Source organism: Achromobacter pestifer (assembly GCF_902859625.1).
Lineage (GTDB): Bacteria > Pseudomonadota > Gammaproteobacteria > Burkholderiales > Burkholderiaceae_B > Achromobacter > Achromobacter pestifer.
The window spans coordinates 205,508-230,782 of sequence record NZ_CADIJX010000004.1; the positions used below are offsets into that span (position 1 = coordinate 205,508).

Genomic DNA, 25,275 nt, shown 5'->3' on the forward strand with positions numbered 1-25,275 from the left:
CGTCAATCGTCCTGCATCACGAAGTGTCCTGGCGCGACCTCTCGATAGCGCCGTTGCGGCGGGGTGTAGCCGGGTGCACGCAGTGTGTGGCGGATCTCGTCCTGCGCCAGGCTGCGCGGCTGAGCCGGCCGCGAATGCGGATCGGCCACTGGCACCGCATCCAGCAACCGCCGGGTGTAGGGATGCCGCGCGTCGTACAGCACCGCGGCCCGCGAACCAATCTCGACGATCTCGCCCATGTACATCACCGCCACGCGGTGGCTGACGCGCTCGACCACGGCCATGTCGTGCGAAATGAACAGATAGGCCAGCCCCATGTCCTGTTGCAGCTTGAGCATCAAATTGATGACTTGCGCCTTGATCGACACGTCCAGCGCGGAAACGGCCTCGTCGGCCACCAGCAACGAGGGGCCCAATGCCAGGCTGCGCGCGATGCAGATACGCTGCCGCTGCCCGCCCGAGAACTCCTGCGGATAGCGTTCGCCGGCGGCACTGTCCAGCCCCACGCAGGCCAGCAATTCGGCAACACGGGCGCGCAACGCCTCGCCCTTGCAGACCTTGTTCACGATCAGCGGGCTGGCCACGGCCGCCGCGACGGTCTTGCGCGGATTCAGGCTGGAAAAAGGATCCTGGAACACCATCTGCACGTGGCGTGCCATGGCGCCACGGTCGCGGCGCGTGGCGGCGTGGATATCCTGGCCATTGACCCGTACCTGGCCCGCTGTGGGTGTCAGCAGGTTCATGATGCTGCGGCCGATCGTGGACTTGCCGCACCCCGATTCGCCGACCAATGCCAGCGTTTCGCCCGGTTGCACGCTGAACGATACGTTCTCAACCGCGTGCACCATGCCGCGTTCCCGCGATAGCAATCCGGAGCCCATGCGGTAGCGCATCGTCAGGCCCTGGACCTCCAGCGCTGGCGGCGCATTCACGCGCACGGTGTCCTCCGTCTGAGCGGCAGGTGTCTTGATGCCGGTCTGCCGGTCGATGGCCGGAAATGGCAAGGGACGCGCTTGGGCTTTCATGGCGCCCAAGCGCGGCACGGCGGCCAGCAAGGCCCGCGTGTAGGGTTCCGCCGGTGCGTCGAAAACGCGAGCCGTCTCACCCCATTCGATCTGCGCGCCGCCGCACATCACGACCATCCGATCCGCGACTTCCGCCACGACCCCCATGTCATGCGTGATGAACAGCACCGACATGCCGTCTTCACGCTGCAATTCACGGATCAGGGCCAGGATCTGCGCCTGGATCGTCACGTCCAGCGCCGTGGTGGGTTCATCCGCAATCAGCAACCGGGGCCGGCACGCCAACGCCATGGCGATCATGGCCCGCTGCCGCATGCCGCCCGACAGGTGGTGCGGATAATCCTTCAGCCGCGTCGCCGCGGCCGGGATGCGCACCTTCTCAAGCAGACGCAGCGCCTCGGCCTGCGCGGCGGACCAGTCCAGCCCCCGATGCAGCATCAGCGATTCGGCCACCTGGAACCCGATGGTGCGCACGGGATTCAGGCTGGTCATCGGTTCCTGGAAGATCATCGCGATTTCCGCGCCACGGATCGTGCGCATCTCGCGCTCGGACAACTGCAACAAGTCGCGTTCGCCCAGCCGGACGCTGCCCGAGATTTGCGTGTCACGGGGATTGAGCAGCCGCATGATCGACATGGCGGTGACGCTCTTCCCCGATCCCGATTCCCCAACCACGGCCAATGTCTCGCGCTCGGCCACCTGGAAGTTCAGGCCGTCGACGACGGTCTTCCAACCGCCCGCGACGCGGAACCGGGCGCGCAGGTCGGCGACGCGAAGCACGGGCGCGTTCACGGGTTCAGCCCCATCGCGGACAGGCGCAGCCAGATCGTCTTGATCTGCTGATACTGCGCCATGGCCTCCAACCCTTTGTCGCGGGCCAGCGAGCCCGAGCGGCGGTAGCCGCCGAAGGGCGTCTTGATGTCGCCTTCCGTGAAACCGTTGACCGCGACCGTGCCGCACTCCAGGCGGCGGGCGAAGTACATGGCACGGTCGAGGTCGCGGGTGTAGACCGTCGCATGCAGACCGTAGTCGGTCCCGTTGGCGATGTGCAGCGCCTGGTCCATGCTGTCCACGGGCAACACGCCCAGAACCGGGCCGAATATCTCTTCGCGGGCAATGGTCATGTCGGGACGCAAGTCGGCGAACACCGTGGGGCCAAGATAGTGGCCGCGCGCGCCTGGCGTGGCGCCCGCCTCCAGAACGCGGCGCGCGCCTTCCTCCACGCCCTTGCTCACATACGACAAAACACGATTGCGCTGGCCAGCGGAGATCAGCGGCCCCATGTCGGTCGCCGGATTCAGGGGATCGCCAATCACGATCTGTTTGGTGCGGGCGATGATCTTCTCCACGTAGGCGTCCTGCCGCGACCGCGCAACCAGCTGGCGCATATTGGCCGAGCAATTCTGGCCGCCGTTCCAGAACGCGGCCATGACGGCATTGTCGATCAGATCTTCGGTCAGGTCCGCATCGTCGAGCACGATGAAGGGACTTTTCCCCCCCATCTCCAGCCCCACCGTTTTCAGGTTGCTGGTGCCCGCGTACTGAAGGAACAATCGCCCGACGTCGGTGGACCCGGTGAACGAAACGGAATCGATGTCCGGGTGCTGTCCGATCAGCCTGCCGGTGGTTTCGCCCGGCCCGGTCAGCACGTTCAGCACGCCTGCGGGTATTCCTGCCTCAATCGCCAAGGCTGCCAGTGACAGGGCGGTCAACGACGTCTCTTCGGCCGGCTTGACGATGACGGAGCAGCCACTGGCCAGCGCCGGCGCCAGCTTCCACGTTGCCATCAGCAACGGAAAATTCCAGGGCAACACCGCGGCGACGACGCCAATGGGTTCGCGCACGACCATCGCGCAGTCTTCCTGACCGGTGGGCGCCACGTGACCATAGCTCTTGTCCACCAGCTCTCCGTACCACTGAAAGATGGCCGGCACTTCCTGCGTGATCTCGCGCAGGCAATCACGAATGGGCTTGCCGCTTTCCAGGCTTTCCATGACCGCCAACTTGACGCCGTCGCGCCGGATCAGCGCCGCCAGCTTCAGCAGCGCATCCTTGCGCGTTTCCGGCGCGCAACGCGACCAGGCCCCTGCCCGGAATGCCCGTCGCGCCGCCGCGACCGCGCGGTCCACGTCCTGCTGGCCGCAATGCGCCAGCGTGCTCAGCACCGCGTTGGTGGCGGGGTTGCTGGTCTCGATCAGCGCTCCGTTGTGGGATGCCGACCAGTCGCCGTCGATGAAGGCGCGGTCTGGCAAGCGCAGACTGGCGGCAAGACGCAGAAGTTCTGCATGGCTGGGAGTGGACAAGGCGGTATCGGACATCATGGCTCCGGGTATCAGATGGCGGCGTAGGGGCGCGAGTAGGCCCCCCGCAGAAAACGGTCGGCCGAAAACGGCGCCAGGTCGGTTTTAGGTTCCACGCCCCGGGCCAGGGAGGCAAGGGTGCTGCCCACTGCGGGCCCCAGCCCAAAGCCGTGGCCCGAAAAGCCGGTGGCGATGATCAACCCCGACGTCGGCCACGCCGCATCAATCACCGGCAACGCATCCGGCATGACGTCGATGTTCCCGGCCCAGGACTTCACGATCTCGACGGGCGGCATCCCGGCGAACAATTCCGCGAAACGCTTGCGGTTGTCGCGCACGCGATGGATGTTGGGCGCGATGTCAGGGTCGCGGGGCTTGATCGCCCAATCCGATCTCGGCACCGACAGCCGGGTATACAGGTCATTGACAAAGGGCTTGCCCAGCCGGAACGAGAAGCCCTTGTGGTTGCGTACCACTTCGCGCAGGAAATAGCGCGATGCACGCAAGGAGTCCAGAGTCAGATCGATATCCGTGCCGGCATCGGTCGCGATGATGCAGGAACCATCGGGACGCTGGCGCAGGCCAAGGCCGTATCCGACAAAGCAAGGCAGGCCCATGGCGGGCAAGGCCGCGGTCAGCGATACCGTGCTGCGCACGACTTTCTGGGGCAGCTGCACGCCCAGCCCCTGCAACAGGCGGAAGGTCTGCGCACCTGCCGCGCAAATGACGATGGGGGCCCGCACCGGGCCATGCTCGGTCAGCACCCCGCGCACGCTGCCACCCGCGGTATCCAGCGCACTGACGCCGCAATCTTCCAGCACGACCGCACCCGCTCGGATCGCTGCCCGGGCAAATGCCAGCGTCGCCAACGTGGGTTCGGCCTGCCCATCCGATTCCGCGATGATGCCACCCTCGGTACGTGGGGACACCAGCGGAAATCGCGCCGCCACCTCATCGGCGCTGAGCATCCTCGTATCGTCGACCCGGCCGCCCGCCTGGGTCAGCCATGCCTGGTAGGACTGGCGTTCGGCCTCATCCGCGCACAGGAACAGGCAACCGCTGCGCGTCCAGCCGGTCTCATGCCCCAGTTCAGCCCGCAACCCGGGCCACAACGACAAGGCTTGAGCCGCCAGCGGCAATTCCGCCGGATCGCGGTACAGCGAACGCACGAAGCCCCAGTTGCGTCCGGACTGCTGCGACGCAATGCGGTTCTTCTCCAACAACACCACTTTCAGGTTGGCGCGGGCCAAGTACCACGCAGCGCTACAACCCATGATGCCACCGCCAATGATGACGACGTCGGCCGTGGCGGGCAGCGGCTCGGTTCTGTCCAACAGGCGTGACACGGCGTCCGCCGGCGCATGCCGCAGCAGACTAAGCGGTGGCATCGACGATGGCATCCATATCGATCTCGACCCGGATAGCGGGATCGAACAGACCTGCCTGAACGGTGGTGCACGCGGGATCCACACCCCGGAACGCCGCCGCGTACACGTCCATGACGGCGTCATAGTCTTCGACCCGGGCAATGTAGATGCGTACACGGACCACATCGCGCAATGTCGCGCCGGCCTGTCCCAACGCATGGCCGGCATTGCGGAAGATCTGTTCGGTCTGCGCCTGTGCGCCATCGGCCAGCACGTCCGCGACATAGTCGTAGCCGGTCGTGCCCGACAGGCGGATATGGCCATTCAGGGCAACGGCGCGCGCATAGCTGTAAGTGCGTTCATACTCACTGCCCGAATAGATGGCTTGCCGGCCTTGGTGTTGACGGGTGTTGTCGTTCATGTCGATGTTCATCCTGGAGTGCGTCATTGGCGAGCAGGATCGCGCAAAAGACGCCGCGCCGTCGATGTCAAAAAATCGAGGCCTGAATGCAATTAATAGAACGGCGCGCAGACGACGGACCTTGGCCGCCTGGCAGAACAGCGATTAAACGGTCATGGTTTTCCCGTAGCGCTTCGCGCTGCGTTCGGGTAAGCCCGGCCCCGGTGCAGATTATTGCGGTTTCGATTCGATTTATTCGACTCGACACTGCCGGAGACGTTGAGATTCAATCGGGTCATTCCGGGAACAGCCCGGCGCCGCGGCACAGAACCTGCGGCCTTCCAGATGACAGGGGAAACACAGCATGCACGTGGATTTTGCAATTGTCGGCGGTGGAGTCTCAGGCGCGGCGGCCGCCTACTTTCTTTCCCAAGCGGGAAAGGTGGCGCTGATCGAACAAGAGCCGCACTTTGGATTCCATAGCTCGGGACGCACGGCGGGCCAGTTCACGGTAGGCATTTCCGCCGACCAGATGCGCGCCATGGCGGCGGCCAGTCGCGAGTTCTTCGTAACGCCCCCGGCCGGCTTCTCCGAGCTGCCGTTGATCGAACGCCGGGGCAGCCTCACCCTTGGCCGGCATGACCAGAAATCCGTGCTGGACAAACTGCATGAACGCATCGGGCAGGCCAGTGGCCGCGCCGAATGGGTAGACCGGGAACAGGCCATGGCGCTGTTCCCGGCGCTGCTCGCCGGCAAGTTCGACCTTGGCGTCCATGAAACCGACGCGCAGGACATTGACGTCAATGCCCTGCTACAGGCTTATCTGAAAGGCGCCAAGCGCAATGGCGCCGTGCTGGCGACGAATGCGCCGGTGCAGGCTATTGAACGGCTTGAAGGAAAATGGCGCATCCGCACGCACGAGGAGGACTACACGGCCGGCGTGCTGATCAACGCCTCGGGCGGCTGGGCCGACGCCATCGCCCGCATGGCGGGCGTGGCGCCCATCGGCATCACGCCGTACAAGCGCACGGCGTTCACCTTCCCGCTGCTGCCTGGCTCCGAAGGGGGCAACTGGCCGCACGTGTGCAACGCGGACTACCAGTGGTATGTGAAGCCGGAGCATGGCTGCTTCATGGGATCGCCCGCCGACGCGCAACCGGTCGCACCCGGAGAGGTCTACCCCGACGAGCTGGACGTGGCGCAAGGCATCTACAACATCGAACAGGAAACGTCGTTGCGCATTCCACGGCCCATCAGTGTCTGGGCGGGGGTGCGCAGTTACGTCCGCGACCGCAACCCGGTCTGCGGCGCGCACGCGGACAGCCCCGACTTCATCTGGTACGCGGCATTGGGCGGCTGCGGCGTGCTGACATCACCCGCCATGGGACAGGCCGTGGCGGCGCTTGCCCAGCGCCAGGCGCTGCCCGACGCGCTGCGCGCCCGAGACCTGACGGCTGCCGCATTGGCACCGGATCGCGCCACGCTCAAGTCCGCCTGAATCCAGCATCGGCAAACACATCACAAAACGGGGAAACGGAAAGCCATGATCGACCACAAGATCTCCAAACGGAATTTCCTGAAATTGTCGGCTACTGCCGGCACGCTGATGGTTGCGCCCACCTGGGCACAATCGGCCTCCACGCCGCCGTCCGCCCCGCGCGGGCAGGTGATCGCCGGCATCTCGCAAGAGCCCACGGTGTTCAATCCCTTGATGCCGGGCAGCGAAGTCGACCAGGGCGTCTGGTGGCAGTTGTTCAGCACCCTGTGGTTCATCGATGCGCAGGGCAACACCGTGGCCGACCTGGCGCGCGAAGTCCCATCGATCGCCAATGGCGGGCTGTCGGCGGATGGCCTGGCCTGGAAGGTAAAGCTCAAGACCGGCGTCACTTGGCATGACGGCAAGCCGTTCACGGCGCGCGACGTGAAATACACGCTGGACCTGATCAACAACCCCGCGTTCCGGGCGCGCAATCGGGTGGGTCATTCGCTGGTGCGCGACATCACCGTCGTGGCGGACGACGAGATCCACTGGCGCATGGAAAGCAGCTTCACTCCCTATATGTCGGTGCTGTCCCAAACCTTCCTGGTGCCCGAGCACGTGCTGGGCGCGGCGGCGGATCCCAATACCGCGCCCTACAACCAGACGCCAGTCGGGACCGGCCCCTTCCGTTGGGGCGCCCGCCGCGCCGGCGATCACATTCAGCTGGAACGCAATCCGGCCTACCACGGCCAGGGTCCCTATCTGTTGCGCGTCATCTTCAAGTACATCCCCGATCAGACGATGCTGTATACGCAGTTCCGCAGCGGCCAGATCGACTATCTGGGCTTGTCGGGCATCCAGCCCAGCTTCGAGCAGGAAGCGGCGAAACTGCGAGGCGCACGCATCATGCCGGTGCCCACCCCGTTCATCGAACACGTGGCACTGAACCTGGGCTTTGCACCCTTTGCCGACAAGTCCGTGCGCGAAGCCCTGTACCTGGGCATGAACAAGGAGGCGCGCATCAAGGCCATCTATCAAGGACGGCCGCTGCCAACGGAATCCTATGTGCCCAAGGGGCATTGGGCCTATGACGACGCGCTGCCTGCCCACCGGTATGACCCACAGGCTGCGCGCGCCTTGCTGGATGCCGCCGGCTGGATACCCGGCAGCGACGGCATCCGAGTGAAGAACGGCCAGCGTCTGGCATTCTCCAATTCCACGACGGCGGGCGCGCAGGCGCGCGAACAGTCGCAACAGCTGCTGATGCAGGATTGGCGGCAGATTGGGGTGGAGATGACCATCGAGAACATGCCGGCCGCCGTCATCTGGGGCAACTTCTGGCAGAAATCGCAGTACCAATCTGTCATGGTGGCGTCCAATTTCCTGCAAGGCAGCGATCCCGACGTGACGGCGCGCTTCTCCAGCGGATCGATACCCGCCAAGGGGGGCAGCGGTCTGAATACCTACCAGTACCAGAATCCTGAAATGGACAAGCTGCTGGAGCAAGGCACGCGGGAATTCAACCTGGACGAACGCAAGCGCATCTATCGTCGGATCCAGGAAATCGTCAGAGGCGATCTGGTGCTTCTGCCCGTGTCCCAGACGGTCATCATCGAAGCCGTCAAGGAAAAACTGGTCGGCTACGAAAACAATATCAACAGCTCGTCCAACTGCTGGAACATGCGCAGTTGGTATTGGGCAAGCTGAAGGGCCGGAGCCTCCTGATGACTCAGTATCTGCTCAAGCGCGGTGGCCAGTCCCTGGTTCTGTTGCTGCTGGTTTCCCTCATCGGATTCGGCATCCTTTATCTATCGCCGGGCGGGCCGTTGTCCCAACTGGCGCAGTCGTCGAACATGGCGCAAGAGGATATCGACCGTCTGACCCGCAGCATGGGCCTGGACCGCCCGTTCCTCATCCAGTACGGAGACTGGCTGCTGCGCATGGTGCGCGGCGACTGGGGTGCTTCCTACCGCGATGGCATCGGCGTTCTGGCCACCATCGGCTCACACATCGGGGCGACCTTGTCGTTGATGGCGGTCTCAACCGTCATCGCCGCGCTGCTGGGCGGCATGATCGGCATCTGGGGCGCGGTGCGCCGGCATTCGCTGATGGACGCGCTGTCATCCGTTGGTGCGATGATCGCCTTGTCCATCCCGACGTTCTGGTTCGGCTTGATGGCGATCTATCTGTTCTCGATCAAGCTGGAATGGTTGCCGGCCGGCAACCAGCAGACGTTTGGCGACGGCTCGTTCCTGGATCTGGTTCATCACATGATCGCGCCGGTCATGGTGCTGGCCTTGGTCGAGACGGCGGTATGGGCGCGCTTCATGCGTTCATCCATGATCGAAACCCTGGAGCAGGACTACATCCGCACCGCGCGTGCCAAGGGTGCGGGTGGCCGGACGATCATCCTGTCGCATGCGTTGCGCAATGCGTTGCTGCCCATGATCACGCTCGTTGGCCTGCAATTTCCGACCTTGCTGGGCGGCGCGTTGATCACCGAAACGGTCTTCAGCTGGCCCGGCATGGGCCGGCTGTTCTTTGATTCACTGGAATACCGCGACTACCCCGTGGTCATGGGTGTTCTGATGCTGTCCGCCATCATGGTGATGTTGGGCTCGCTGTTGGCCGATGTGCTGTACGCCATCGCCGATCCTCGTATCCGGATGGACTGAGAATGATGAAAGCCCCTGGAATCTCCGAGACGGCCATGGCGGACGCCGCCAACTGTCCTCCCGGCCCGCTGCGGGCCGGCTGGCGGCGCCTGACTCGGCACAAGCTGGCCACGGCCGGCGTCATCACCATCGCCCTGATGGTGCTCCTGTGCTTTGCGGGACCGATGGCGTTGCGCCTTGACGCCAGCTATATCGACGTTCTGAACCGCTTTGCACCGCCATTGACCGGCGGCCATCTGCTGGGCACCGACGAGCTGGGCCGCGACGTGCTGGCCCGCCTGATGGCCGGTGGCCGGATTTCTCTGACGATTGGATTCGCCGCCATGCTGATCTCGGTGCTGATCGGCACTGTTGTGGGCATGGTCGCCGGCTATCGGCGTGGCTTCGTGGGCGCGCTACTGATGCGCTTTGTCGACGCCATGCTGGCCTTTCCGACGATCTTCCTGATTCTGGCCCTGGCCATGCTGGTCAAGCCCGGCATCGTCTCCACCACCATCCTGATCTCGGCCACCTGCTGGATGGAAGTCGCACGCCTGGTCGAAGGTCAATACCGGTCGCTGCGCAACACGGAGTATGTCGCGGCCGCCCGGACAGCCGGGGCGTCCGGCCTGCGCATCATGGTCGTCGAATTGCTGCCCAACGCCATGGGTCCCATCATCATCGTCGCGACGCTGAACGTGGCGCGCGCGATCCTGCTGGAATCCTATGTCAGCTACCTGGGCTATGGCATCCAGCCGCCGGTGGCCAGCCTGGGCAATATGCTGAACAACGCGCAGATCTATCTGACGTCGGCGCCTTGGCTGGCAATCGTGCCGGGCGTGGCGATCGCACTGACCGTGACCAGCGTGAACTTCATCGGTGAAGGGCTGCGCAATATACTCGAACCGCGCAGCCGGTGAATATCCCCACGGGCGCGTTCGTCGGTACCCCTTGATCCGGGCCGAGCCTAACCACCCACGCCCCTGGAGAACGGGATGCATCGACGCCTGCCCTCGCTGAACGCGCTACGCTGCTTTGAAGTCGTGGCGGCCCATACCAGCGTCAAAAAGGCCGCCCAGATCCTGAATGTCAGCGAAAGCGCGGTCAGCCGGCAGGTCCGCATCCTGGAAGAGCAGCTTGGGCAGACGCTGTTCCTGCGCACCCACAGCGGACTGGAAATCACCGAGGCCGGACGCAAGCTGGCCACGACGGTCAAGGAAGCGTTCGACCACATCGCAAACGCCATCGACCCCACGCATACCGATCAGGACATCGTCACGCTGCGCGTGATTCCAACCTTTGCCTTGCGCTGGCTTTTCCCGCGGCTGCGGCGGTTCCACGAACAACATCCGCTGATCAAGGTGGTCGTGCGCACGCGCCTGAACGACATGACGGCCGACGAAACCGATTCCGACCTGGGCATTCGTTACGCACTGGGCAATTTTTCGCACGAAGACGCCACCGAGCTGTATGCCGAGTGGATCGTGCCCGTCTGCGCGCCCGGCCACATTGACGCCGCCGACCCTGAACGCGGCTTGCGCCAGTCCACCTTGCTGCACCCGCTGCCCGACCACCAGGACTGGATCACCTGGTCGGAAAAGACCGGAATAGAGCTGTTCACGCGGGGGGGACTGGATTTCGATGCGCTGGACATGGCATTGAGCGCGGCGGAAGCCGGCCTGGGCGTGGCCATCGCGGACGTCGTGCTGGCCGATCAGGCCATCCAGGATGGCCGCGTGGTCGTGCCGCTGCGCAAGGCGGTGCCCACTGGCGTGTCTTACTACCTGGTACGCCGGCCCGCGCTGCGCCATCGCCGGCAGGTAAAACTGGTGGAAGACTGGATCGTTAGCGAGCTGGTGGAATCCAAGGCGATCATCGCCTCTTACGCCTAGCCCCGGGGTGCCGCACCGCTCACAGCGGAGGCACGCCCACGTTGCAAGAATCTGCGTTTCGGCGACAACATTCGCAAGATTCGTGGCTTTTGCATGGCCACGTTAAATATTGCGGACGCTGCGACGTAAAGTCGTATATCCCTCAGGCTTTTCGCGGGACTGCCCTCGCCTTGCTTGCACCTGCCTGCGGCGGGCTATCCAGCCCGCCACATCCAATGATCATCGACAATTCCGACGTCATGTACCGGCACCTTGTGCAGGGCGTCGTCGACTACGCCATCTACCTGCTTCATCCGGACGGCACGGTCGCCAACTGGAACGCCGGCGCGGAACGCGCCAAGGGCTACACGCAAGAAGAGATCGTGGGGCGGCACTTCTCATGCTTCTACAGCCAGAAGGACCAGGATGCCGGTCTGCCTGGCAAGGGTCTGGCCACCGCCCGCGCCGAGGGCCGGTTTGAAGCGGAAGGATGGCGCGTGCGCAAGGACGGTTCGCTGTTCTGGGCACACGTCGTGATCGACGCGATCCATGATGACCAGGGCACGCTGATTGGCTACGCGAAAGTCACGCGGGACAACACCGAGCGGCGCGAACGCGAACAGCAGGTGCTGAGGGCCAAGGAACTGGCCGAACGCTACAACACCGAGCTGACGTCTCTGTCGAGCTTCCTGGATGCCGTGGTGTCGCACATTCCGTCCTGCGTCCTGGTGCTGGATGCCGTGTCGCGCACCATCCTGCTGGCCAATCGTCAGGCGGAAGCCACTTTTGGCGGCGCCCGATCCGACATGATCGGCAAGACCGCGCGGCAATGCCTGCCGGCGCCCGTCTGCGAATTCTTCGACCGGCTGACGCACGAAGCGCTGCGCTCGGACGGCACCCTGCGCGAAGCGGAAGAAGAACTGGCCACCGCGCGCGGCACGCGCACCCTGCGTACCAAGACCCTGGTTTTTCACAGCAATGACCCTCGGTCGCGCTATGTGTTGCTGATCTCGGACGACGTCACGGACGAGAACGCCGCGCACGCCCAGGTGCGTTACATGGCGCACCACGACACACTGACCGGGCTGCCCAACCGAAGACTGTTCCGCGAACAGCTGTTGAAGGCTCTGAACAGCCGCAGCGGCGACCGCACGGCAGCGGTGCTGTACCTGGATCTGGACAACTTCAAGAGCGTGAACGACACGCTGGGCCACCCCTATGGCGACGAACTGCTGCGCCTGTTGGCCAAGCGCCTGTCCAAGAGCCTGCGCGAACAGGACACGCTGGCCAGGCTGGGCGGCGACGAATTCGCCATCGTTCTGCATGGCATCGGCCAGCAGGACGACGTGCGCAAGATGGCCGAACGCTTGATCGAGGCCGTGCGCCAACCCTTCGAGGTCGACGGCCACGCCGTGCCCATCAGCATCAGCATCGGCATCGCGCTGGCGGAGTCGCCGGACTGCTCGGCCGACCATCTGTTGCGCTACGCCGACATGGCCTTGTACGAAGCCAAGCGCAACGGCCGCAACTGCCTGGCCTTCTTCAAGCCGGACATGGAAACCGCCGCGCTCAAGCGCCACGAAGTCGAGATGGACCTGCGCCAGGCCATCATGGGACAGCAGTTGCAGCTGTACTACCAGCCCATCATGGACGTCAGTCACGTGCGCGTGGTGGGGCGCGAGGCGTTGATGCGTTGGCAGCATCCGGTGAAGGGCTTGATCATGCCCAACGACTTCATCCCCATCGCCGAAGAGACCGGGTTGATCCATGAGTTGGGTGCGTTCACCTTGCACGAAGCGTGTGCGGAAGCCATGCGTTGGAACGATCACGAAACCGTGGCCGTGAACCTGTCCGCCGCCCAGTTCACCAACAGCGCGCTGGTATCGCTGGTGGAATCCGCGCTGTCCAAATCAGGGCTGCCGGCAGGCCGACTGGAGCTTGAAATCACGGAATCCGTGCTGTTGGCCAATTCGGCCTCCAACCTGAATACGCTGAACCGCCTGAAGGACCTGGGTGTGAAGGTGGCGCTGGACGATTTCGGCACGGGATACTCGTCGCTGGGTTATCTGCGCACGTTCGAGTTCGACAAGATCAAGATCGACAAGTCGTTCACACAGGACGTCGAATCCAGCAAAGAGGCGCTGGCCATCATCCGCGCCATCAACGGCATCGGGCGCAGCCTGGACATCCCGACCACGGCGGAAGGCGTGGAGACCGCCGCGCAGCTGGACCGGCTGACGGAAGAAGGGTGCTCGCACTTCCAAGGCTATCTGCTGGGCCGCCCGGTGTCACACGAAACGTCGGAGGACGCGGCCGGATAAGCCGTGCGGACGGCCTGGCGCAAACAGGGCCGCACCCCGTATTTCCCGTCCCGGCCGCGCAGCGGCAAGCCTATACTTTCTGAATCATCGGACGCGCTGCGACGCGCCATCGCGTCCAATGCCTTCCGCGCCGCGCGTCGGAGGTTCCTAGTCGCAGGCCACACTTTCGGGCCATGCGCGGGGAGAAGATCATGACACGCAAATACATCGATTGCCGCGACTATCCAAGCGAGATGAACTGCTCGGTGGCGTTGGCCGCGGACTCTGACGACGAACTGCTGGAAGCCGCCGTGCAGCATGCCGTCACCGTACACAAGCACTCGGACACGCCCGAACTGCGCACACAACTGAAGTCGATGTTCCACGACGGTTCGCCCCCGGCGGACGCGCCGCGATAGGCTGGCAGGTGGCCGGGCGGGCGGCTACCAGCCCAGCGCTTGTGCGAATCGCGCGGCGCCGGTGTCTGCGCCCCCCGCCGGCAGCGGCGCGCGCAGGATGGCACGGCGATTGCCTCGGTCGACCACCCAGAACACCATTTGCGCGGGCGCGGCGGTGACGCCCGTGGCGCCATCCAGGTGGATCACATGGTCGTCACCCGGCCGGCCTTCCACCTGAAATACCCACTGCCGGCCGCGCAGGTCGGCGCCTTGGCCTTCTTGCGCGCGCGGCGTGAAGTCAGCGGTCGACAGACCCTGAATATGCAGCCCCAGCTTGTCCTCGATGAAGGATCGCATGGAGGCTTCCAGCGTCTCGTCCGGCAAGGCGGCGTTTTGCTCCACGGCCAGGCCGAGTTGCTCGCCGGTCTTCAGGTTGCGATAGTAGAAGCGCTTCTCATCGATCGGTTCCAGGCGAAAATCGCCCAGCCGCAGTGGCAGCGCCATGCCGGTCTCGGTGTTCCGTAGCGTCGCCCCATCGTCCGCCATTGACCACGCCGCACCCTGCGTGCCGACCCAATCGATGAACCGCCGGTTCAACGCCACCGCATCCTGCGCGCGGCCCTGACGGTAGGCGATGTCGGCCGCGACATCCAGCGCGGTCTGATACAGCGTTTCGTCATGATAGGCCTTGCCGGCATGGGCCCAGGCGGCCAGCGCCACGTCCAGGTCGCGACGCGCGGCGATCAGGTCACCACTGCCGTAGGCCGCGCGGCCGGTCACGGTGTTCAGCCTGGCGATTTCCAGCGGAAACGCGGCATCGGGCAATGCGGCCTGCGCCAGCTTGGCCGCTGTCGGCCAGTCGCGCGCCATCGACCAATAGGATTCGATCTCGCGGTTCTGGTCCGTCATGGTCTTGTCGCGAAACAGGCGGACATCGCGGTTCCACGTCATCGCGTCGAACAGTTCGTGCAATGGCGCAATGGCCCCGGCCTGCTTGTCCTTCCCGAACGACGCGCGCACATCCACTTGCCAATCGCCGCGCACGGCAGTCCATTGCGCCTCGATGCCAACGCCGCGCGGATAGTCGACCTGCCGCGCACGCTTGACGGCGATGACGTCCTTGAAGGGCAGGTCCGGCAGCGCGGATTCCGCATCCGGCGCGGGGGTCTGATCCCCATGCGGCTCGCCCATCCGATCGGCCAAGGCCTGGCGGCGCGCGTCCGCGTCCTTGGCGCGCAAGTCTTCACGGTAGCGTATCCCCACGCGAACCGTCACGGCCCGGCCGTCGTCCAATGTCTGCACGTAGTCCAGCTGTGCGCTGTCCATCCGTTCATCGGCCGGCTGAAAGCTGACCAGCGCCCAGCGGCCCACGGTCAGAGGCAGGTTCATGTCGGCCAGCGCATAGAACAGCCGGCCCGCCACGGCGTCGCGCGTCCACTGGCCGGGATAGACATTGCTTTGGGTGAAGACGCTTTCCTGCAAGCGCGCCACCTCAACGGATTCACCTGCGGCCGCGCCTTCACGGATCGCCATGACCCGCAATTGCAGGATGGCATCCGGGCTGACGCCGCGCTTCTCAAAGATCGCGATCTGCTCTTCGGCCGCACGGCGCGCGTCCGCATAGCGTTGCTGCCGGTGCAGCAGATTGACCACCGTGGCGGCAGCGTCGAATTCCTCGTAGCTGTTCTCATGGTCCCGCGCGGCCTGTAGTGCCTTGCGGGCCGCGACATCAGCGGCAGGCCAGTCTTTTTCCGCCATCAGCCGATGCGCCTCCTGCATATGCGCGAGGAACGGTGAGGCGATTTGCGGGGAGGAGTCTGCGGTGGCGGGCGATGTGGCTGCGGCAGTCGCGGCAACCCCCATCGCGGGCCATGGCACGGTAGTCGCGGACAGCAACGAAGCGGTCAGCAGGGTACGGATCGTCGGCTTCATGCCGCCAGTATACGGGTGCGAAATGCCGCTATCCGCTACTCCAGCGGAAGGTCTTCCACCCGCACCGCGCGCCCCAGCAACCAGCCTTGACCCACGGTGGCGGGCTGGCGTGCGGACAGGTATTGCGCTTGCGCTTCGGTTTCGATGCCCTCGACGATCAGCCCCACGCCCAGCTCGCGCGAGATATCGATGACGTGATCGATAATGAGCGTGCCCGCCGGTTCCGCGCCGATAGCCTGCGTGAAACGGCGGTCCAGCTTGATGGCGTCGGCCTGCATTTCGGCCAGATAGTTCAGGTTGGAGTTGCCGGTGCCGAAGTCGTCGATCAATATCCGGAAACCCTGGCGCCGCAAGGCCCGGATAGTGCCTCGCACGTGGCCGTCCGACAAGGGCGACCCTTCGGTAATCTCCAGCGCCACGCGGTGCGGCGCGATGCCTTGTTCGTTTACCGTGCGCAGCAGGAAGTCGGGATAGGCGTCGTCCTGAAGATCTTCCGCCGACACGTTGATGCTGGCATAGAAGCCGCTTGTGTCTCGCAGCCGGCCGGACAGGTCGCGCAGCGCCTGCTGCGTCACCACACGGGACAGTTCACGGCCCAACCCCATTTCCTCGGCCAGCGGCACGAACAGGGCCGGCGGCACCGCCGAGCCGTCACGCGCGCGCCAGCGCGCCAACGCCTCGACCCCCACCAGGCGGCGCGTCGACAGTTCACGCAACGGCTGATAGCGGACTTGCAAGTCGCCGCGACGGATGGCTTTACGCAACGCGCTCCGTTCACTCTTGGATTGCTGGTGCCACAGAAAACACAGGCCCGCCAACAGCCCACCCACCAGCGCGCCCGTCCAGGCCAGAATCAGCGCAGGCAACGTGAACCAGGCATGCGAGCTGATGCGCGACACGACGCAGAGGTCGGACGTGGCGGGCACGGCGCACTCTGCAATCAGGCGCTCTGCCCGCAGGTTGTTGTCAGACGGGCTGTCGCCGATGTAAAGCGCCAGGTCATCAGTCTGGCCAAAGCGGCGATAGGCGTTCGCGCCATCGCGGGTCACCACCTTGGAATCCATCCCCGAGCCCGGCTCCGGGAAGCCGTCGAAGGCGCCTGGCGCGGTGAATACCACGACGTCATTGCGCGCCGCCATGTCACCGATGATCCGGCGATCGATGATATTGGCGGCGCCTACCCACCACGTCATGCCGCTGCGCGCCGTGAACGAAGCGGGCGGCAAGGGATGCGGCGTGGCCAGCACGCCCCAGGCCGCGGAACAGATCAGCATGTCGCCGCGGATGCGGCCGATGTCACGCAGGAAGGTGGCGTTGAACAGCAGCACCCGCAAGGTGGCGACGTCGGAATCCGAGCACAGGTCAACGGTATGCGAGGCCGCCTGGATCAAGCGCTGGCTTTCCTGAGCCACGCGCACGGCTTGCGCCAGCAGGCGGGTGTTGTGCCGGGCAAGCCGGTCGTCAACCTGGTTCAGTTCTATCAGCCGACCCGCTGCCAGCCCCGCCAGGAAGCCCAGCGTCGACATCATTAACACTACAGCTGCAATTCGGATACGTGACATCGGGTGAAGGGACGCTGATAGCGCTATCAGAAGGTGAACAGCGCGTAAGGCAATGTAACCGCAACACTACCGCCTCCCCAAAAGAAAAACGCCCATTCCTGAAAATGGGCGTCTCTTTTTGGCGAAAACCGCCCCCCGTCTAGCCTTGCACCAGGGCGGACTGACCGATACGGGCCGTGCGCACCACGTTGAACAGGTTCTTGGGGTCCTGCAATTGCGGCGCCACTTCAATGCGGGTGCCGATGCCATGCAAGGCCGCGCTATCGCGCAACCAACGCAGGGCCGAGAAATCTTCCAGCGCAAAACCGACCGAATCAAATATCGTCACGTCACGGGCGCTTTGGCGGCCGCCGCTTTGTCCCGTCAGGACACGCCACAATTCCGTCACCGGGAAATCAGCGGGCATCTGCTGCAAATCACCTTCGATCCGGGTCTGCGGTTCGTATTCGACGAAGACCGGCCCCATGCGCAGCACGTCGCCATGCAGCTCCGTCTTGCCCGGGCAGTCGCCGCCCAGCGCATTGATGTGCATGCCCGCTTCGACCATGTCGGCGGTCAGAATGGTGGCGTAGGCCTTGTCGGCCGTCACGGTCGTGACGATATCCACGCCCTTGACGGCTTGGGCGGTGCCGTCGAAACGCACGATGCGCAGGGATGGCGCGACCGAGGCCAGGTTGCTTTCCAGCTTGCGCGTGGCGTCCGCGTCCACGTCATAGACATGCAACGTGTCGATGCCCAGGATGTAATGGAAGGCCAGCGCCTGGAATTCGGCTTGTGCGCCGTTGCCGATCAGCGCCATCGTGCGCGAATCCGGCCGGGCCAAGGCGCGGGCGGCCAAGGCGGAGGTCACGGCGGTGCGCAAGGCGGTGGTCAGGGTCAGTTCACTGATCAGCAGCGGTTCGCCCGTGCTGACTTGCGCCAGGGCGCCAAAGGCCATCACGGTGGACAGGCCGGCCTGCGGATTGTCGGGGTGGCCGTTCACGAACTTGAAGCTGTAGAGCTCGTTGTCGGCGGTGGGCATCAGTTCGATGACGCCGGTGGCGGAATGGCTGGCTACACGTGCGCATTTATCGAATTCCTGCCATCGCAGAAAGTCCGCCAGCACATAGTCCAGCAGGTCGGTGAAGACCTTGCGCGGGCCTTGCAAGGCCACGATATTGGCTACGTCCGAAGTCGTCAGCAGTGTCGTCATATTTTTCTCCCCAAGTTATGGAAAGGAAATTCTGGCGGACGGCCAAACCAATTCATAGTGACAACATTCCACACGAAACGCTAAGATTCTGGCAATTCGACAGCCAAAAATAGCATTTTTCACAATGGATACGCTGGATCAAAGCCTATTGGGCCTGTTGCGCGCCAATGCCCGCCTCTCGGTGGCGACGTTGGCGAAGAAGCTGGACGTCTCGCGCGGCACCATCGACAACCGCATCCGAAAACTGGAAGAGCGGGGCATCATCGTTGGCTATACCGTGCGGCTGCGCCCCGAGGCGGAAACCGAAGACATCGTGGCCTGGATGAGCATCGCCGTCGAAGGCCACGAAACCCGCAAGATCGTGAACCTGTTGATGGGCGAACCCAGCGTGGCCGGCCTGCATGACACCAATGGCCGCTGGGACTTGCTGGCGGAATTGCGCGTTCCCACCATCGACCAGTTATCCGAAGTGCTGGACCGGCTGCGCACGCTCAAGGGCATTTCGGCCACCGAAACCAGTATTCACCTGAAGACGTTCAAGGCGTTCTAAGGCGGCACGCACACCGGCCGGCCACGCGAAAGCGCGGGGAAACCCGATATAAAACTTTGCACAGCGTCCATGATCCAGCGTTATGCGTGGGGTCTTGGTAGCGTCGCCACGGCCGGTAAATCGTCAATCCAATCAGTGTCTTAGCGGCTCATCGCGCACATGCGGCGGCCTGCCGCGCCGAGCCGCCGTGCGGTATCGGAATTCCGCACGCGCATGCATGCTTGCATCTTCAGCCGTTGCCTGCCCCCTGGCGCGCACACGGCATGCAACCCTTGCGTCCAGACACTCCATGACCGATTTCGATCTGACTCTGCACAACGGCCGCATCGTCACGGCGGATGCCGATTTCATTGGCGATATCGGCATTGCCAACGGCGTCATCACCGCCATTTCGGCGAAGCTGCCCGCCGGCAAGCGCGCCATCGACGCCGCCGGACGGCTGGTCATGCCCGGTGGCATCGACAGCCACTGCCACGTCGAGCAGCTATCCAGCATGGGCGTGCTTTGCGCCGACGACTGGTACAGCGCATCCGTGTCCGCGGCCCACGGTGGCAACACCACGATCGTGCCCTTCGCGGCCCAGCATCGCGGCCAATCGCTACGCCAGGTCGCCGAGGAATACGCAGCGTCGGCCGCGGCAAAGTCGGTGATCGATTTCAGCTACCACCTGATCATTTCCGACCCCACGCCACAGACGCTTAACCATGATCTACCCGAGCTGATCCGCGCCGGCATCACGTCGTTCAAGGTCTTCATGACCTATGACAAGCTGAAGCTGGACGACAAACAATTGCTGGACGTGTTCGCCATTGCCGCGCGCGAAGGCGCGCTGCCGATGGTGCACGCCGAGAACAACGACGTGATCAGCTGGATTGCGCGCCACCTGCTCGCCGCGGGCCACACGGCCCCGAAGTATCACGCGGTCAGCCACGACCCGATCGCCGAAAACGAAGCCACGCAACGCGCCATCAGCCTGGCTTCGGTGCTGGAAGTGCCGGTGCTGATTGTGCATGTGTCCACCCAAGGCGGGGCACAGGCGATCCACGCCGCGCAGACGCTGGGCGCACCCGTCTATGGCGAGACCTGCCCGCACTATTTGCTGCTGACTGCCGAAGACATCGACATCCCCGGCGTCGAAGGCGCCAAGTTCTGCTGTAGCCCACCGCCGCGTGATCCTGTGTCGCAACAGGCCCTATGGCAAAGCCTGGACAGCGGCACGCTAGCGCTGCTGTCATCCGACCACGCACCGTACCGCTATGACGAATCCGGCAAGCTGCCCGAGGGCGAGGCCACCACGTTCAAACAGATCGCCAATGGCCTGCCGGGCCTGGAAGTACGCATGCCACTGCTGTTCTCCGAAGGGGTGCGCAGCGGCCGCCTGACCTTGCAGCAATTCGTGGCGCTGACGTCCACCAACCATGCGCGCATGTACGGCCTGTATCCGAAGAAAGGCACGATTTCCGTGGGTGCCGATGCCGACATTGCCATCTGGGACCCCGAACACACCTTGACGCTGACCGCGGCCGGCCTGCACGACGCCGTCGGCTACACCCCTTATGAAGGCCGCGAGGTCACGGGCTGGCCCACCACAGTCATCAGCCGCGGCGAGGTCATCGTCGACAACCGCGCGCTGCATGCCGAACGCGGCCGCGGCCGGTTCATTGCGCGCGGCCTGCCGGCACCGTTACAGAAAACCCGCGAGATCTCGCCCCGCGCCGCCCTGCTGCGCAAGATTTTCCCGAATGTCATCGAGCCGTGATCCACGGCACAACGCACTTCGTCCATTGCGATAAGAACACCTGGAGATTGATATCGTGAGCAACGCAACCCCCTCCCGCAAAATGGGCCTGGCGGTCGCCCAGATGGGCGCCGTGAATCTTGCCGACACCCGCGCGGTCGTCGTGCGCCGCCTGGTCGAGATGATGCGCGAGGCCGCGGCCCGCAAGGCGGAATTCGTCGTATTTCCGGAACTGGCCCTGACGACCTTCTTTCCCCGTTATTGGATGGAAGACGCAGAAGCCGTGGACCGATATTTTGAAAAGACGATGCCCAATGCAGACGTGCAGCCACTGTTCGACACTGCGCGTGAGCTGAGTATCGGCTTCTATCTCGGCTATGCCGAATTGACGCCCGAAGGCCGTCAATTCAACACCGCCATTCTTGTGGACCGCAACGCCAAGATCATCGGCAAATACCGCAAGATCCACTTGCCGGGCCATTCCGATCACAAAGTCGACGCGCCATTCCAGCATCTGGAAAAGAAGTTCTTTGAAGTCGGCGATCTGGGCTTCGGCGTATGGGAGACCAACGACGTGAAAATCGGCATGTGCCTGTGCAATGACCGTCGCTGGCCCGAAACGTATCGCGTGATGTCACTGCAAAGCGCCGAGCTGATCGTGTTGGGCTACAACACGCCGTCTTTGAATATCCACTGGGACGAGCCGGCCCACTGGCGCACCACCACGCACGAGATCGTGTTGCAGGCCAGTGCCTACCAGAACGCCGTGTGGGTCGGCGCTGCCGCCAAGTGCGGCCACGAAGACGGCCATCACATGATCGGCAGTTCGATGATCGTCGCGCCTTCCGGAGAAATCGTGGCGCGTTCCAGCGGCGAGGAAGATGAAGTCATCACGGCGCGCATCGACCTGAGCATGGGCCAGACCTTCCGTGATCACGTCTTCAACTTCGCCAAGCACCGCAGCCCGCACCACTACAAGCTGATCACCGAACGCACCGGAGCGGGCGAACCGCTGCCCGTGCCGGAAGTGGTTTAGGCACGGTTGATGATTGCCTGCGTCATCGCAGGCAATTCATTCTTGACGATCTGGGAAAACTGAGCCAAAAAAGCCTTGGCAATAGATGGCGGAGGTTCGATCCGGGAATGGGACACGTGCACCGCGAGCGCAATCGTTGGCTGGATACGACGCACCACGATGCCGTGCATCAACGAATCCGTGAGGCCGTAAGAGTCCACCAGGGCCACGCCGACGCCCTGGCGCACGAACGAGCACGCCGTCTGGGACGACCGCACCTCGATCGCCGGGGTCAGCACCTGGCCGAGCGAATCCAGATAGTTGAACAACGTCTCGCCCAGCGGCGTATCCGGGCCATAGCCCACCAGCATCTCGCCTTTGAGCATCGACGGTTCAATGACGCTTTCGCGCGCCAGCCGATGATTGGCGGGCAGCACACAGACGATCTCACCTTGCGAGAGCTCGTTGGTGATGAGGTTGGGGTGTTCGGGTTTGAAGGTGGAAATCGCGATATCCGCGTGTCCCAGCAGCAGCTGGGGCAACAGCGCGTCCATGCCCAGCGGACGGTAGCGGATGCGCACACCAGGATTGCGGGCGCAGAACTTTGCCGTGGCAGCCGGAATCAGCCATTCGCCGAAACTGGGGCTGGACACCACGCTGACCAGGCCGCCGCCGTGGCCCGCCAGGCCGGAGGCCATATCGTTCAGCCGGTTGACACCCGCCTGAATGGATTCCACTTCCTGAAAAAGCTTGCGCGCTTCCTTGGTGGGATGCAGACGGCCCTTGAACCGTTCAAACAGCGCATAGCCCAGACGCAGCTCTATCGACGCCAGCACGCGGCTGATGGCCGGCTGCGTCACGTGCAACAACCGCCCAGCCGCGCTGAGCGAGCCCGTGATCATGATGGCGTGAAACACCTCGATCTGCCGCAGATTCAGCGGTCCAGACCGGACCTTCCCGGGTAATTCCGACATGCTGCTTTCTTTCCTCTTGACCTGAGCGATACGCGCACAGCGCCTGTCCGCCTCTTTTGCAGGGATTCTACTCAATCGTGCCAATCGCCCGTATCACCCTCGTAAACCCGAACTCCCTGACTCCTGTCACGGAGGCAGTCGCCCGCGCCGTCGCGCCGTTCGACCATCTGCCGCTGGCGTTCCGCTGCCTGACGTCCACGGACGGCCCCGCTGGCATCCAGACCCAGGCTGAAGCCGACGCCAGCATCGCGCCCATGGCGCGACTTTTCCTTCAGGAAGCGGACACAACCGACGCCTTCGTGGTGGCCTGCTTCAGCGACCCTGGCCTGCACGGACTGCGCGACCTGGTGCGGGTACCCGTGCTGGGGATAGGCGAATGCTCGGTGCTGACCGCGATGAGCATGGCCACGCGCATCGGCGTGATCGCCATCGCGGGTGCCGCCATTCCCCGCCACTTGCGCTACTTCCGCGCGATGGGGGTGGCCGACCGCATCTGCGGCGAGCTAGCGTTGGACATGAAAGTCAGCGATCTGGCCGACGCCGAATTGGCATTCCAGCGCATGACGACGGTGGGCAAGACCCTGCGCGACGTGCATGGCGCCGACGTGCTGATCATGGGTTGCGCGGGCATGGCCGACCTGCGCGATCGGCTGGAAGACGCTTGCGGCCTGCCCGTGGTGGAGCCCACCCAGGCCGCCGTCGCGATGGCGGCGGGCCGGCTGCTACGCCGGCCCTGACGAAGCACTATGCCGCCTGCTGCACGTAGTGGCCGGCGGCCACTTGCACCAGCTGCGCCACCTGCGGGTTGTCGCCCACCTTGCGAATGGGGCTGGGGATATCGCGCGCGGCGCGCACGGTGCGTTGATGCCGGCGTGCCGGATCCGGAATCGGCACCGCCGACAGCAGCCGTTGCGTGTACGGGTGGCGCGGACGGTGCAGCACTTCCTGCGTGGGTCCGATCTCGACGATCTGCCCCATGTACATCACGGCCACGCGATGGCTGACCTTTTCCACCACGGCCATGTCGTGCGAAATGAAAAGGTACGACAGCCCCATCTCGGCTTGCAGTTCTTTCATCAGTTCGATCACACGGGCCTGCACCGACACATCCAGCGCCGACACCGGCTCATCCGCCACGATGATCTTCGGATTCACCGACAGCGCGCGTGCAATGCAAAGGCGCTGGCGCTGGCCGCCGGAGAACTGGTGAGCGTACCGATCCAGGAACTCGCGCGGCAGGTTGACACGTTCCAACAACTGCGCAGCTCGCTCTCGGCGCTGTTCGCGCGTGTGGCCCCCATGCACTTTCAGCGGCTCGCTGACCAGGTCCCACGCATGCAGCCGCGGATTCAAAGACGCATACGGGTCCTGGAAGATCATTTGGATATGGCGGCGCATGTCGCGCATCTTGTCGGGCGACATATGCGTGACATCCTGGCCCACCAGGCGGATGGCGCCTTCAGTGGGCTGCACCAGTTTCATCAAGAGACGTCCCGTGGTCGACTTTCCCGACCCGGATTCACCCACCAGCGCCAGCGTTTCGCCGGCGCGCAGATTGAACGACACGCCTTCCACCGCGTGCACATTCGCCACCACTTTGCCGAAGGCGCCCGCCTTGACGGGAAAGCGCTTGGCCAGTCCGGTCACTTCCAGCACGTTGGGCCGGTCCTGCACGGCGGCCTCGTCGGGCGAGCCATCCCCCAGCTTGGGCACGGCGGCCAATAGGTCGCGAGTGTAGGGCTGCCCCGGCGCGTCGAACAGCGCGACCGTGGCGTTTTCCTCGACCTTGTCGCCATGGCGCATCACGACCACTCGATCAGCGATCTCGGCCACCACGCCCATGTCGTGCGTGATGAACAGCACAGCCATGCCTACTTCGCGCTGCAAGTCGCGGATCAAGTCGATGATCTCGGCCTGCACGGTCACATCCAACGCGGTCGTCGGTTCATCGGCAATCAACAACTGCGGCCGGCAGGCCAGCGCCATCGCGATCATCACGCGCTGACGCATGCCGCCGGACAGGTCACCGGGATATTGCGTCATGCGGCGGTGGGGCTCTGACATCTTCACCGCCACCAGCATCGCTTCGGCCTTCGCCCAGGCTTGCTCGCGCGAGATATCCTGATGCAGCAGATAGACTTCTGCCAATTGGTCGCCCACGGTCATCACTGGATTCAGCGAAGTCATGGGCTCCTGGAAGATCATCGAGATCTCGTTGCCACGGATGCGCCGCAGCGCCGATTCCTCCAGCCCGAACAGATCCACCTCCCGACCGTCGCGCGGCACAAAGCGGGCCACACCCGAGGCGATGCGACCGCCGGCGCGTTCGATCAGGCGCAGAATCGACAGCGCCGTCACCGATTTTCCGGAACCGGATTCACCCACTAGCGCCACCGTTTCACCGCGGCCGATGGTGAAGTCCAACGACTTCACGGCGCGGTACGGCTTGGCGCGCGCGCCGAACTCCACGCTCAGGCCTTCAACCGCCAGTAGTGTCTCGCTCATCAAGAACTCTCC

At 64.1% G+C, this 25,275-nt stretch carries 20 protein-coding genes; 11 read left to right on the forward strand and 9 right to left on the reverse strand.

Translation table 11 applies throughout. The features are described 5' to 3' along the window. Positions 1 to 2: 2 nt before the first annotated feature. The 4 genes from HV753_RS16775 to HV753_RS16790 are packed head-to-tail and all read right to left on the reverse strand — an operon-like array spanning position 3 to position 5,113. The gene (locus HV753_RS16775; RefSeq protein ID WP_175175637.1) at positions 3 to 1,817 is read right to left on the reverse strand and encodes an ABC transporter ATP-binding protein; all 1,815 of its coding nucleotides are present in this window, start codon (positions 1,815 to 1,817) and stop codon (positions 3 to 5) included. After that, positions 1,814 to 3,346, reverse strand: coding sequence for an aldehyde dehydrogenase family protein (locus HV753_RS16780; RefSeq protein WP_217481481.1), 1,533 nt, complete (start codon positions 3,344 to 3,346; stop codon positions 1,814 to 1,816). The genes HV753_RS16775 and HV753_RS16780 overlap by 4 nt, the downstream gene beginning before the upstream one ends. A gap of 11 nt (positions 3,347 to 3,357) precedes the next feature. Next, positions 3,358 to 4,713, reverse strand: a complete 1,356-nt coding sequence (locus HV753_RS16785; protein ID WP_175175638.1) for an NAD(P)/FAD-dependent oxidoreductase — start codon at positions 4,711 to 4,713, stop codon at positions 3,358 to 3,360. Further along, positions 4,700 to 5,113, reverse strand: coding sequence for a Rid family hydrolase (locus HV753_RS16790; RefSeq protein ID WP_175175639.1), 414 nt, complete (start codon positions 5,111 to 5,113; stop codon positions 4,700 to 4,702). Before HV753_RS16790 ends, HV753_RS16785 begins: the two co-directional genes overlap by 14 nt. A 343-nt stretch (positions 5,114 to 5,456) precedes the next feature. Between HV753_RS16790 and HV753_RS16795 the strand changes: the two genes are divergently transcribed. From HV753_RS16795 to HV753_RS16825, 7 genes are all read left to right on the forward strand, one after another. After that, positions 5,457 to 6,590, forward strand: coding sequence for an NAD(P)/FAD-dependent oxidoreductase (locus HV753_RS16795; protein WP_175175640.1), 1,134 nt, complete (start codon positions 5,457 to 5,459; stop codon positions 6,588 to 6,590). Between the two features lie 45 nt (positions 6,591 to 6,635). Further along, positions 6,636 to 8,279, forward strand: coding sequence for a peptide ABC transporter substrate-binding protein (locus HV753_RS16800; RefSeq protein WP_175175641.1), 1,644 nt, complete (start codon positions 6,636 to 6,638; stop codon positions 8,277 to 8,279). 17 nt (positions 8,280 to 8,296) lie between these two features. After that, positions 8,297 to 9,247 (forward strand): ABC transporter permease, encoded by a 951-nt coding sequence (locus HV753_RS16805; protein WP_175175642.1) that lies wholly within the window; start codon positions 8,297 to 8,299, stop codon positions 9,245 to 9,247. Positions 9,248 to 9,249: 2 nt separating this feature from the next. After that, complete coding sequence (locus HV753_RS16810) at positions 9,250 to 10,146, forward strand: ABC transporter permease (protein WP_217481482.1); 897 nt, start codon at positions 9,250 to 9,252, stop codon at positions 10,144 to 10,146. Between the two features lie 75 nt (positions 10,147 to 10,221). Next, positions 10,222 to 11,118, forward strand: coding sequence for a LysR substrate-binding domain-containing protein (locus tag HV753_RS16815; RefSeq protein WP_175175643.1), 897 nt, complete (start codon positions 10,222 to 10,224; stop codon positions 11,116 to 11,118). Between the two features lie 215 nt (positions 11,119 to 11,333). Next, positions 11,334 to 13,418, forward strand: a complete 2,085-nt coding sequence (locus HV753_RS16820) for a sensor domain-containing protein (protein WP_175175644.1) — start codon at positions 11,334 to 11,336, stop codon at positions 13,416 to 13,418. A gap of 191 nt (positions 13,419 to 13,609) precedes the next feature. Then, positions 13,610 to 13,816 carry a DUF1059 domain-containing protein gene (locus HV753_RS16825; protein ID WP_175175645.1) on the forward strand — a complete coding sequence of 69 codons (207 nt, stop codon included), beginning with the start codon at positions 13,610 to 13,612 and terminating at the stop codon, positions 13,814 to 13,816. A 24-nt stretch (positions 13,817 to 13,840) separates the two neighbouring features. Here HV753_RS16825 and HV753_RS16830 read toward each other — a convergent pair whose 3' ends face one another. From HV753_RS16830 to HV753_RS16840, 3 genes are all read right to left on the reverse strand, one after another. After that, the gene (locus HV753_RS16830; RefSeq protein WP_175175646.1) at positions 13,841 to 15,727 is read right to left on the reverse strand and encodes a hypothetical protein; all 1,887 of its coding nucleotides are present in this window, start codon (positions 15,725 to 15,727) and stop codon (positions 13,841 to 13,843) included. 35 nt (positions 15,728 to 15,762) lie between these two features. Continuing rightward, positions 15,763 to 17,256, reverse strand: a complete 1,494-nt coding sequence (locus tag HV753_RS16835) for an EAL domain-containing protein (protein WP_246288299.1) — start codon at positions 17,254 to 17,256, stop codon at positions 15,763 to 15,765. Positions 17,257 to 17,428: 172 nt separating this feature from the next. Beyond that, positions 17,429 to 18,481: an ornithine cyclodeaminase gene (locus tag HV753_RS16840; protein WP_175175647.1), complete on the reverse strand. Its 1,053-nt coding sequence runs from the start codon at positions 18,479 to 18,481 to the stop codon at positions 17,429 to 17,431. 124 nt (positions 18,482 to 18,605) lie between these two features. Between HV753_RS16840 and HV753_RS16845 the strand changes: the two genes are divergently transcribed. From HV753_RS16845 to HV753_RS16855, 3 genes are all read left to right on the forward strand, one after another. Then, a complete protein-coding gene (locus HV753_RS16845) occupies positions 18,606 to 19,031 on the forward strand; it encodes an Lrp/AsnC family transcriptional regulator (RefSeq protein WP_175175648.1) in 426 nt (141 codons plus the stop codon). 289 nt (positions 19,032 to 19,320) lie between these two features. Next, positions 19,321 to 20,790 (forward strand): dihydropyrimidinase, encoded by a 1,470-nt coding sequence (gene hydA, locus HV753_RS16850; RefSeq protein ID WP_175175649.1) that lies wholly within the window; start codon positions 19,321 to 19,323, stop codon positions 20,788 to 20,790. Positions 20,791 to 20,872: 82 nt separating this feature from the next. Further along, the gene (locus tag HV753_RS16855) at positions 20,873 to 21,805 is read left to right on the forward strand and encodes an N-carbamoyl-D-amino-acid hydrolase (RefSeq protein WP_175176193.1); all 933 of its coding nucleotides are present in this window, start codon (positions 20,873 to 20,875) and stop codon (positions 21,803 to 21,805) included. On the opposite strand, the gene HV753_RS16860 is transcribed toward HV753_RS16855, so the two are convergent. Continuing rightward, on the reverse strand, positions 21,802 to 22,758 hold the full coding sequence (locus HV753_RS16860) for a LysR family transcriptional regulator (protein ID WP_175175650.1): 957 nt from the start codon (positions 22,756 to 22,758) through the stop codon (positions 21,802 to 21,804). The two genes, HV753_RS16855 and HV753_RS16860, sit on opposite strands and share 4 nt — an antisense overlap. Before the next feature lie 77 nt (positions 22,759 to 22,835). Here HV753_RS16860 and HV753_RS16865 point away from each other — a divergent pair, with 77 nt between their 5' ends. After that, positions 22,836 to 23,495, forward strand: coding sequence for an aspartate/glutamate racemase family protein (locus tag HV753_RS16865; RefSeq protein ID WP_246288300.1), 660 nt, complete (start codon positions 22,836 to 22,838; stop codon positions 23,493 to 23,495). A gap of 7 nt (positions 23,496 to 23,502) precedes the next feature. Here HV753_RS16865 and HV753_RS16870 read toward each other — a convergent pair whose 3' ends face one another. Next, on the reverse strand, positions 23,503 to 25,263 hold the full coding sequence (locus HV753_RS16870) for an ABC transporter ATP-binding protein (protein ID WP_175175652.1): 1,761 nt from the start codon (positions 25,261 to 25,263) through the stop codon (positions 23,503 to 23,505). Positions 25,264 to 25,275 lie beyond the last annotated feature (12 nt).

Coding starts and splice junctions, on each gene's coding strand:
- HV753_RS16780 (WP_217481481.1), bottom strand. CDS start 3,346: ATGATGTCCGATACCGCCTTGTCCACTCCCAGCCATGCAGAACTTCTG.
- HV753_RS16785 (WP_175175638.1), bottom strand. CDS start 4,713: ATGCCACCGCTTAGTCTGCTGCGGCATGCGCCGGCGGACGCCGTGTCA.
- HV753_RS16790 (WP_175175639.1), bottom strand. CDS start 5,113: ATGAACGACAACACCCGTCAACACCAAGGCCGGCAAGCCATCTATTCG.
- HV753_RS16795 (WP_175175640.1), top strand. CDS start 5,457: ATGCACGTGGATTTTGCAATTGTCGGCGGTGGAGTCTCAGGCGCGGCG.
- HV753_RS16800 (WP_175175641.1), top strand. CDS start 6,636: ATGATCGACCACAAGATCTCCAAACGGAATTTCCTGAAATTGTCGGCT.
- HV753_RS16805 (WP_175175642.1), top strand. CDS start 8,297: ATGACTCAGTATCTGCTCAAGCGCGGTGGCCAGTCCCTGGTTCTGTTG.
- HV753_RS16810 (WP_217481482.1), top strand. CDS start 9,250: ATGATGAAAGCCCCTGGAATCTCCGAGACGGCCATGGCGGACGCCGCC.
- HV753_RS16815 (WP_175175643.1), top strand. CDS start 10,222: ATGCATCGACGCCTGCCCTCGCTGAACGCGCTACGCTGCTTTGAAGTC.
- HV753_RS16820 (WP_175175644.1), top strand. CDS start 11,334: ATGATCATCGACAATTCCGACGTCATGTACCGGCACCTTGTGCAGGGC.
- HV753_RS16825 (WP_175175645.1), top strand. CDS start 13,610: ATGACACGCAAATACATCGATTGCCGCGACTATCCAAGCGAGATGAAC.
- HV753_RS16830 (WP_175175646.1), bottom strand. CDS start 15,727: ATGAAGCCGACGATCCGTACCCTGCTGACCGCTTCGTTGCTGTCCGCG.
- HV753_RS16835 (WP_246288299.1), bottom strand. CDS start 17,256: ATGATGTCGACGCTGGGCTTCCTGGCGGGGCTGGCAGCGGGTCGGCTG.
- HV753_RS16840 (WP_175175647.1), bottom strand. CDS start 18,481: ATGACGACACTGCTGACGACTTCGGACGTAGCCAATATCGTGGCCTTG.
- HV753_RS16845 (WP_175175648.1), top strand. CDS start 18,606: ATGGATACGCTGGATCAAAGCCTATTGGGCCTGTTGCGCGCCAATGCC.
- hydA (WP_175175649.1), top strand. CDS start 19,321: ATGACCGATTTCGATCTGACTCTGCACAACGGCCGCATCGTCACGGCG.
- HV753_RS16855 (WP_175176193.1), top strand. CDS start 20,873: ATGGGCCTGGCGGTCGCCCAGATGGGCGCCGTGAATCTTGCCGACACC.
- HV753_RS16860 (WP_175175650.1), bottom strand. CDS start 22,758: ATGTCGGAATTACCCGGGAAGGTCCGGTCTGGACCGCTGAATCTGCGG.
- HV753_RS16870 (WP_175175652.1), bottom strand. CDS start 25,263: ATGAGCGAGACACTACTGGCGGTTGAAGGCCTGAGCGTGGAGTTCGGC.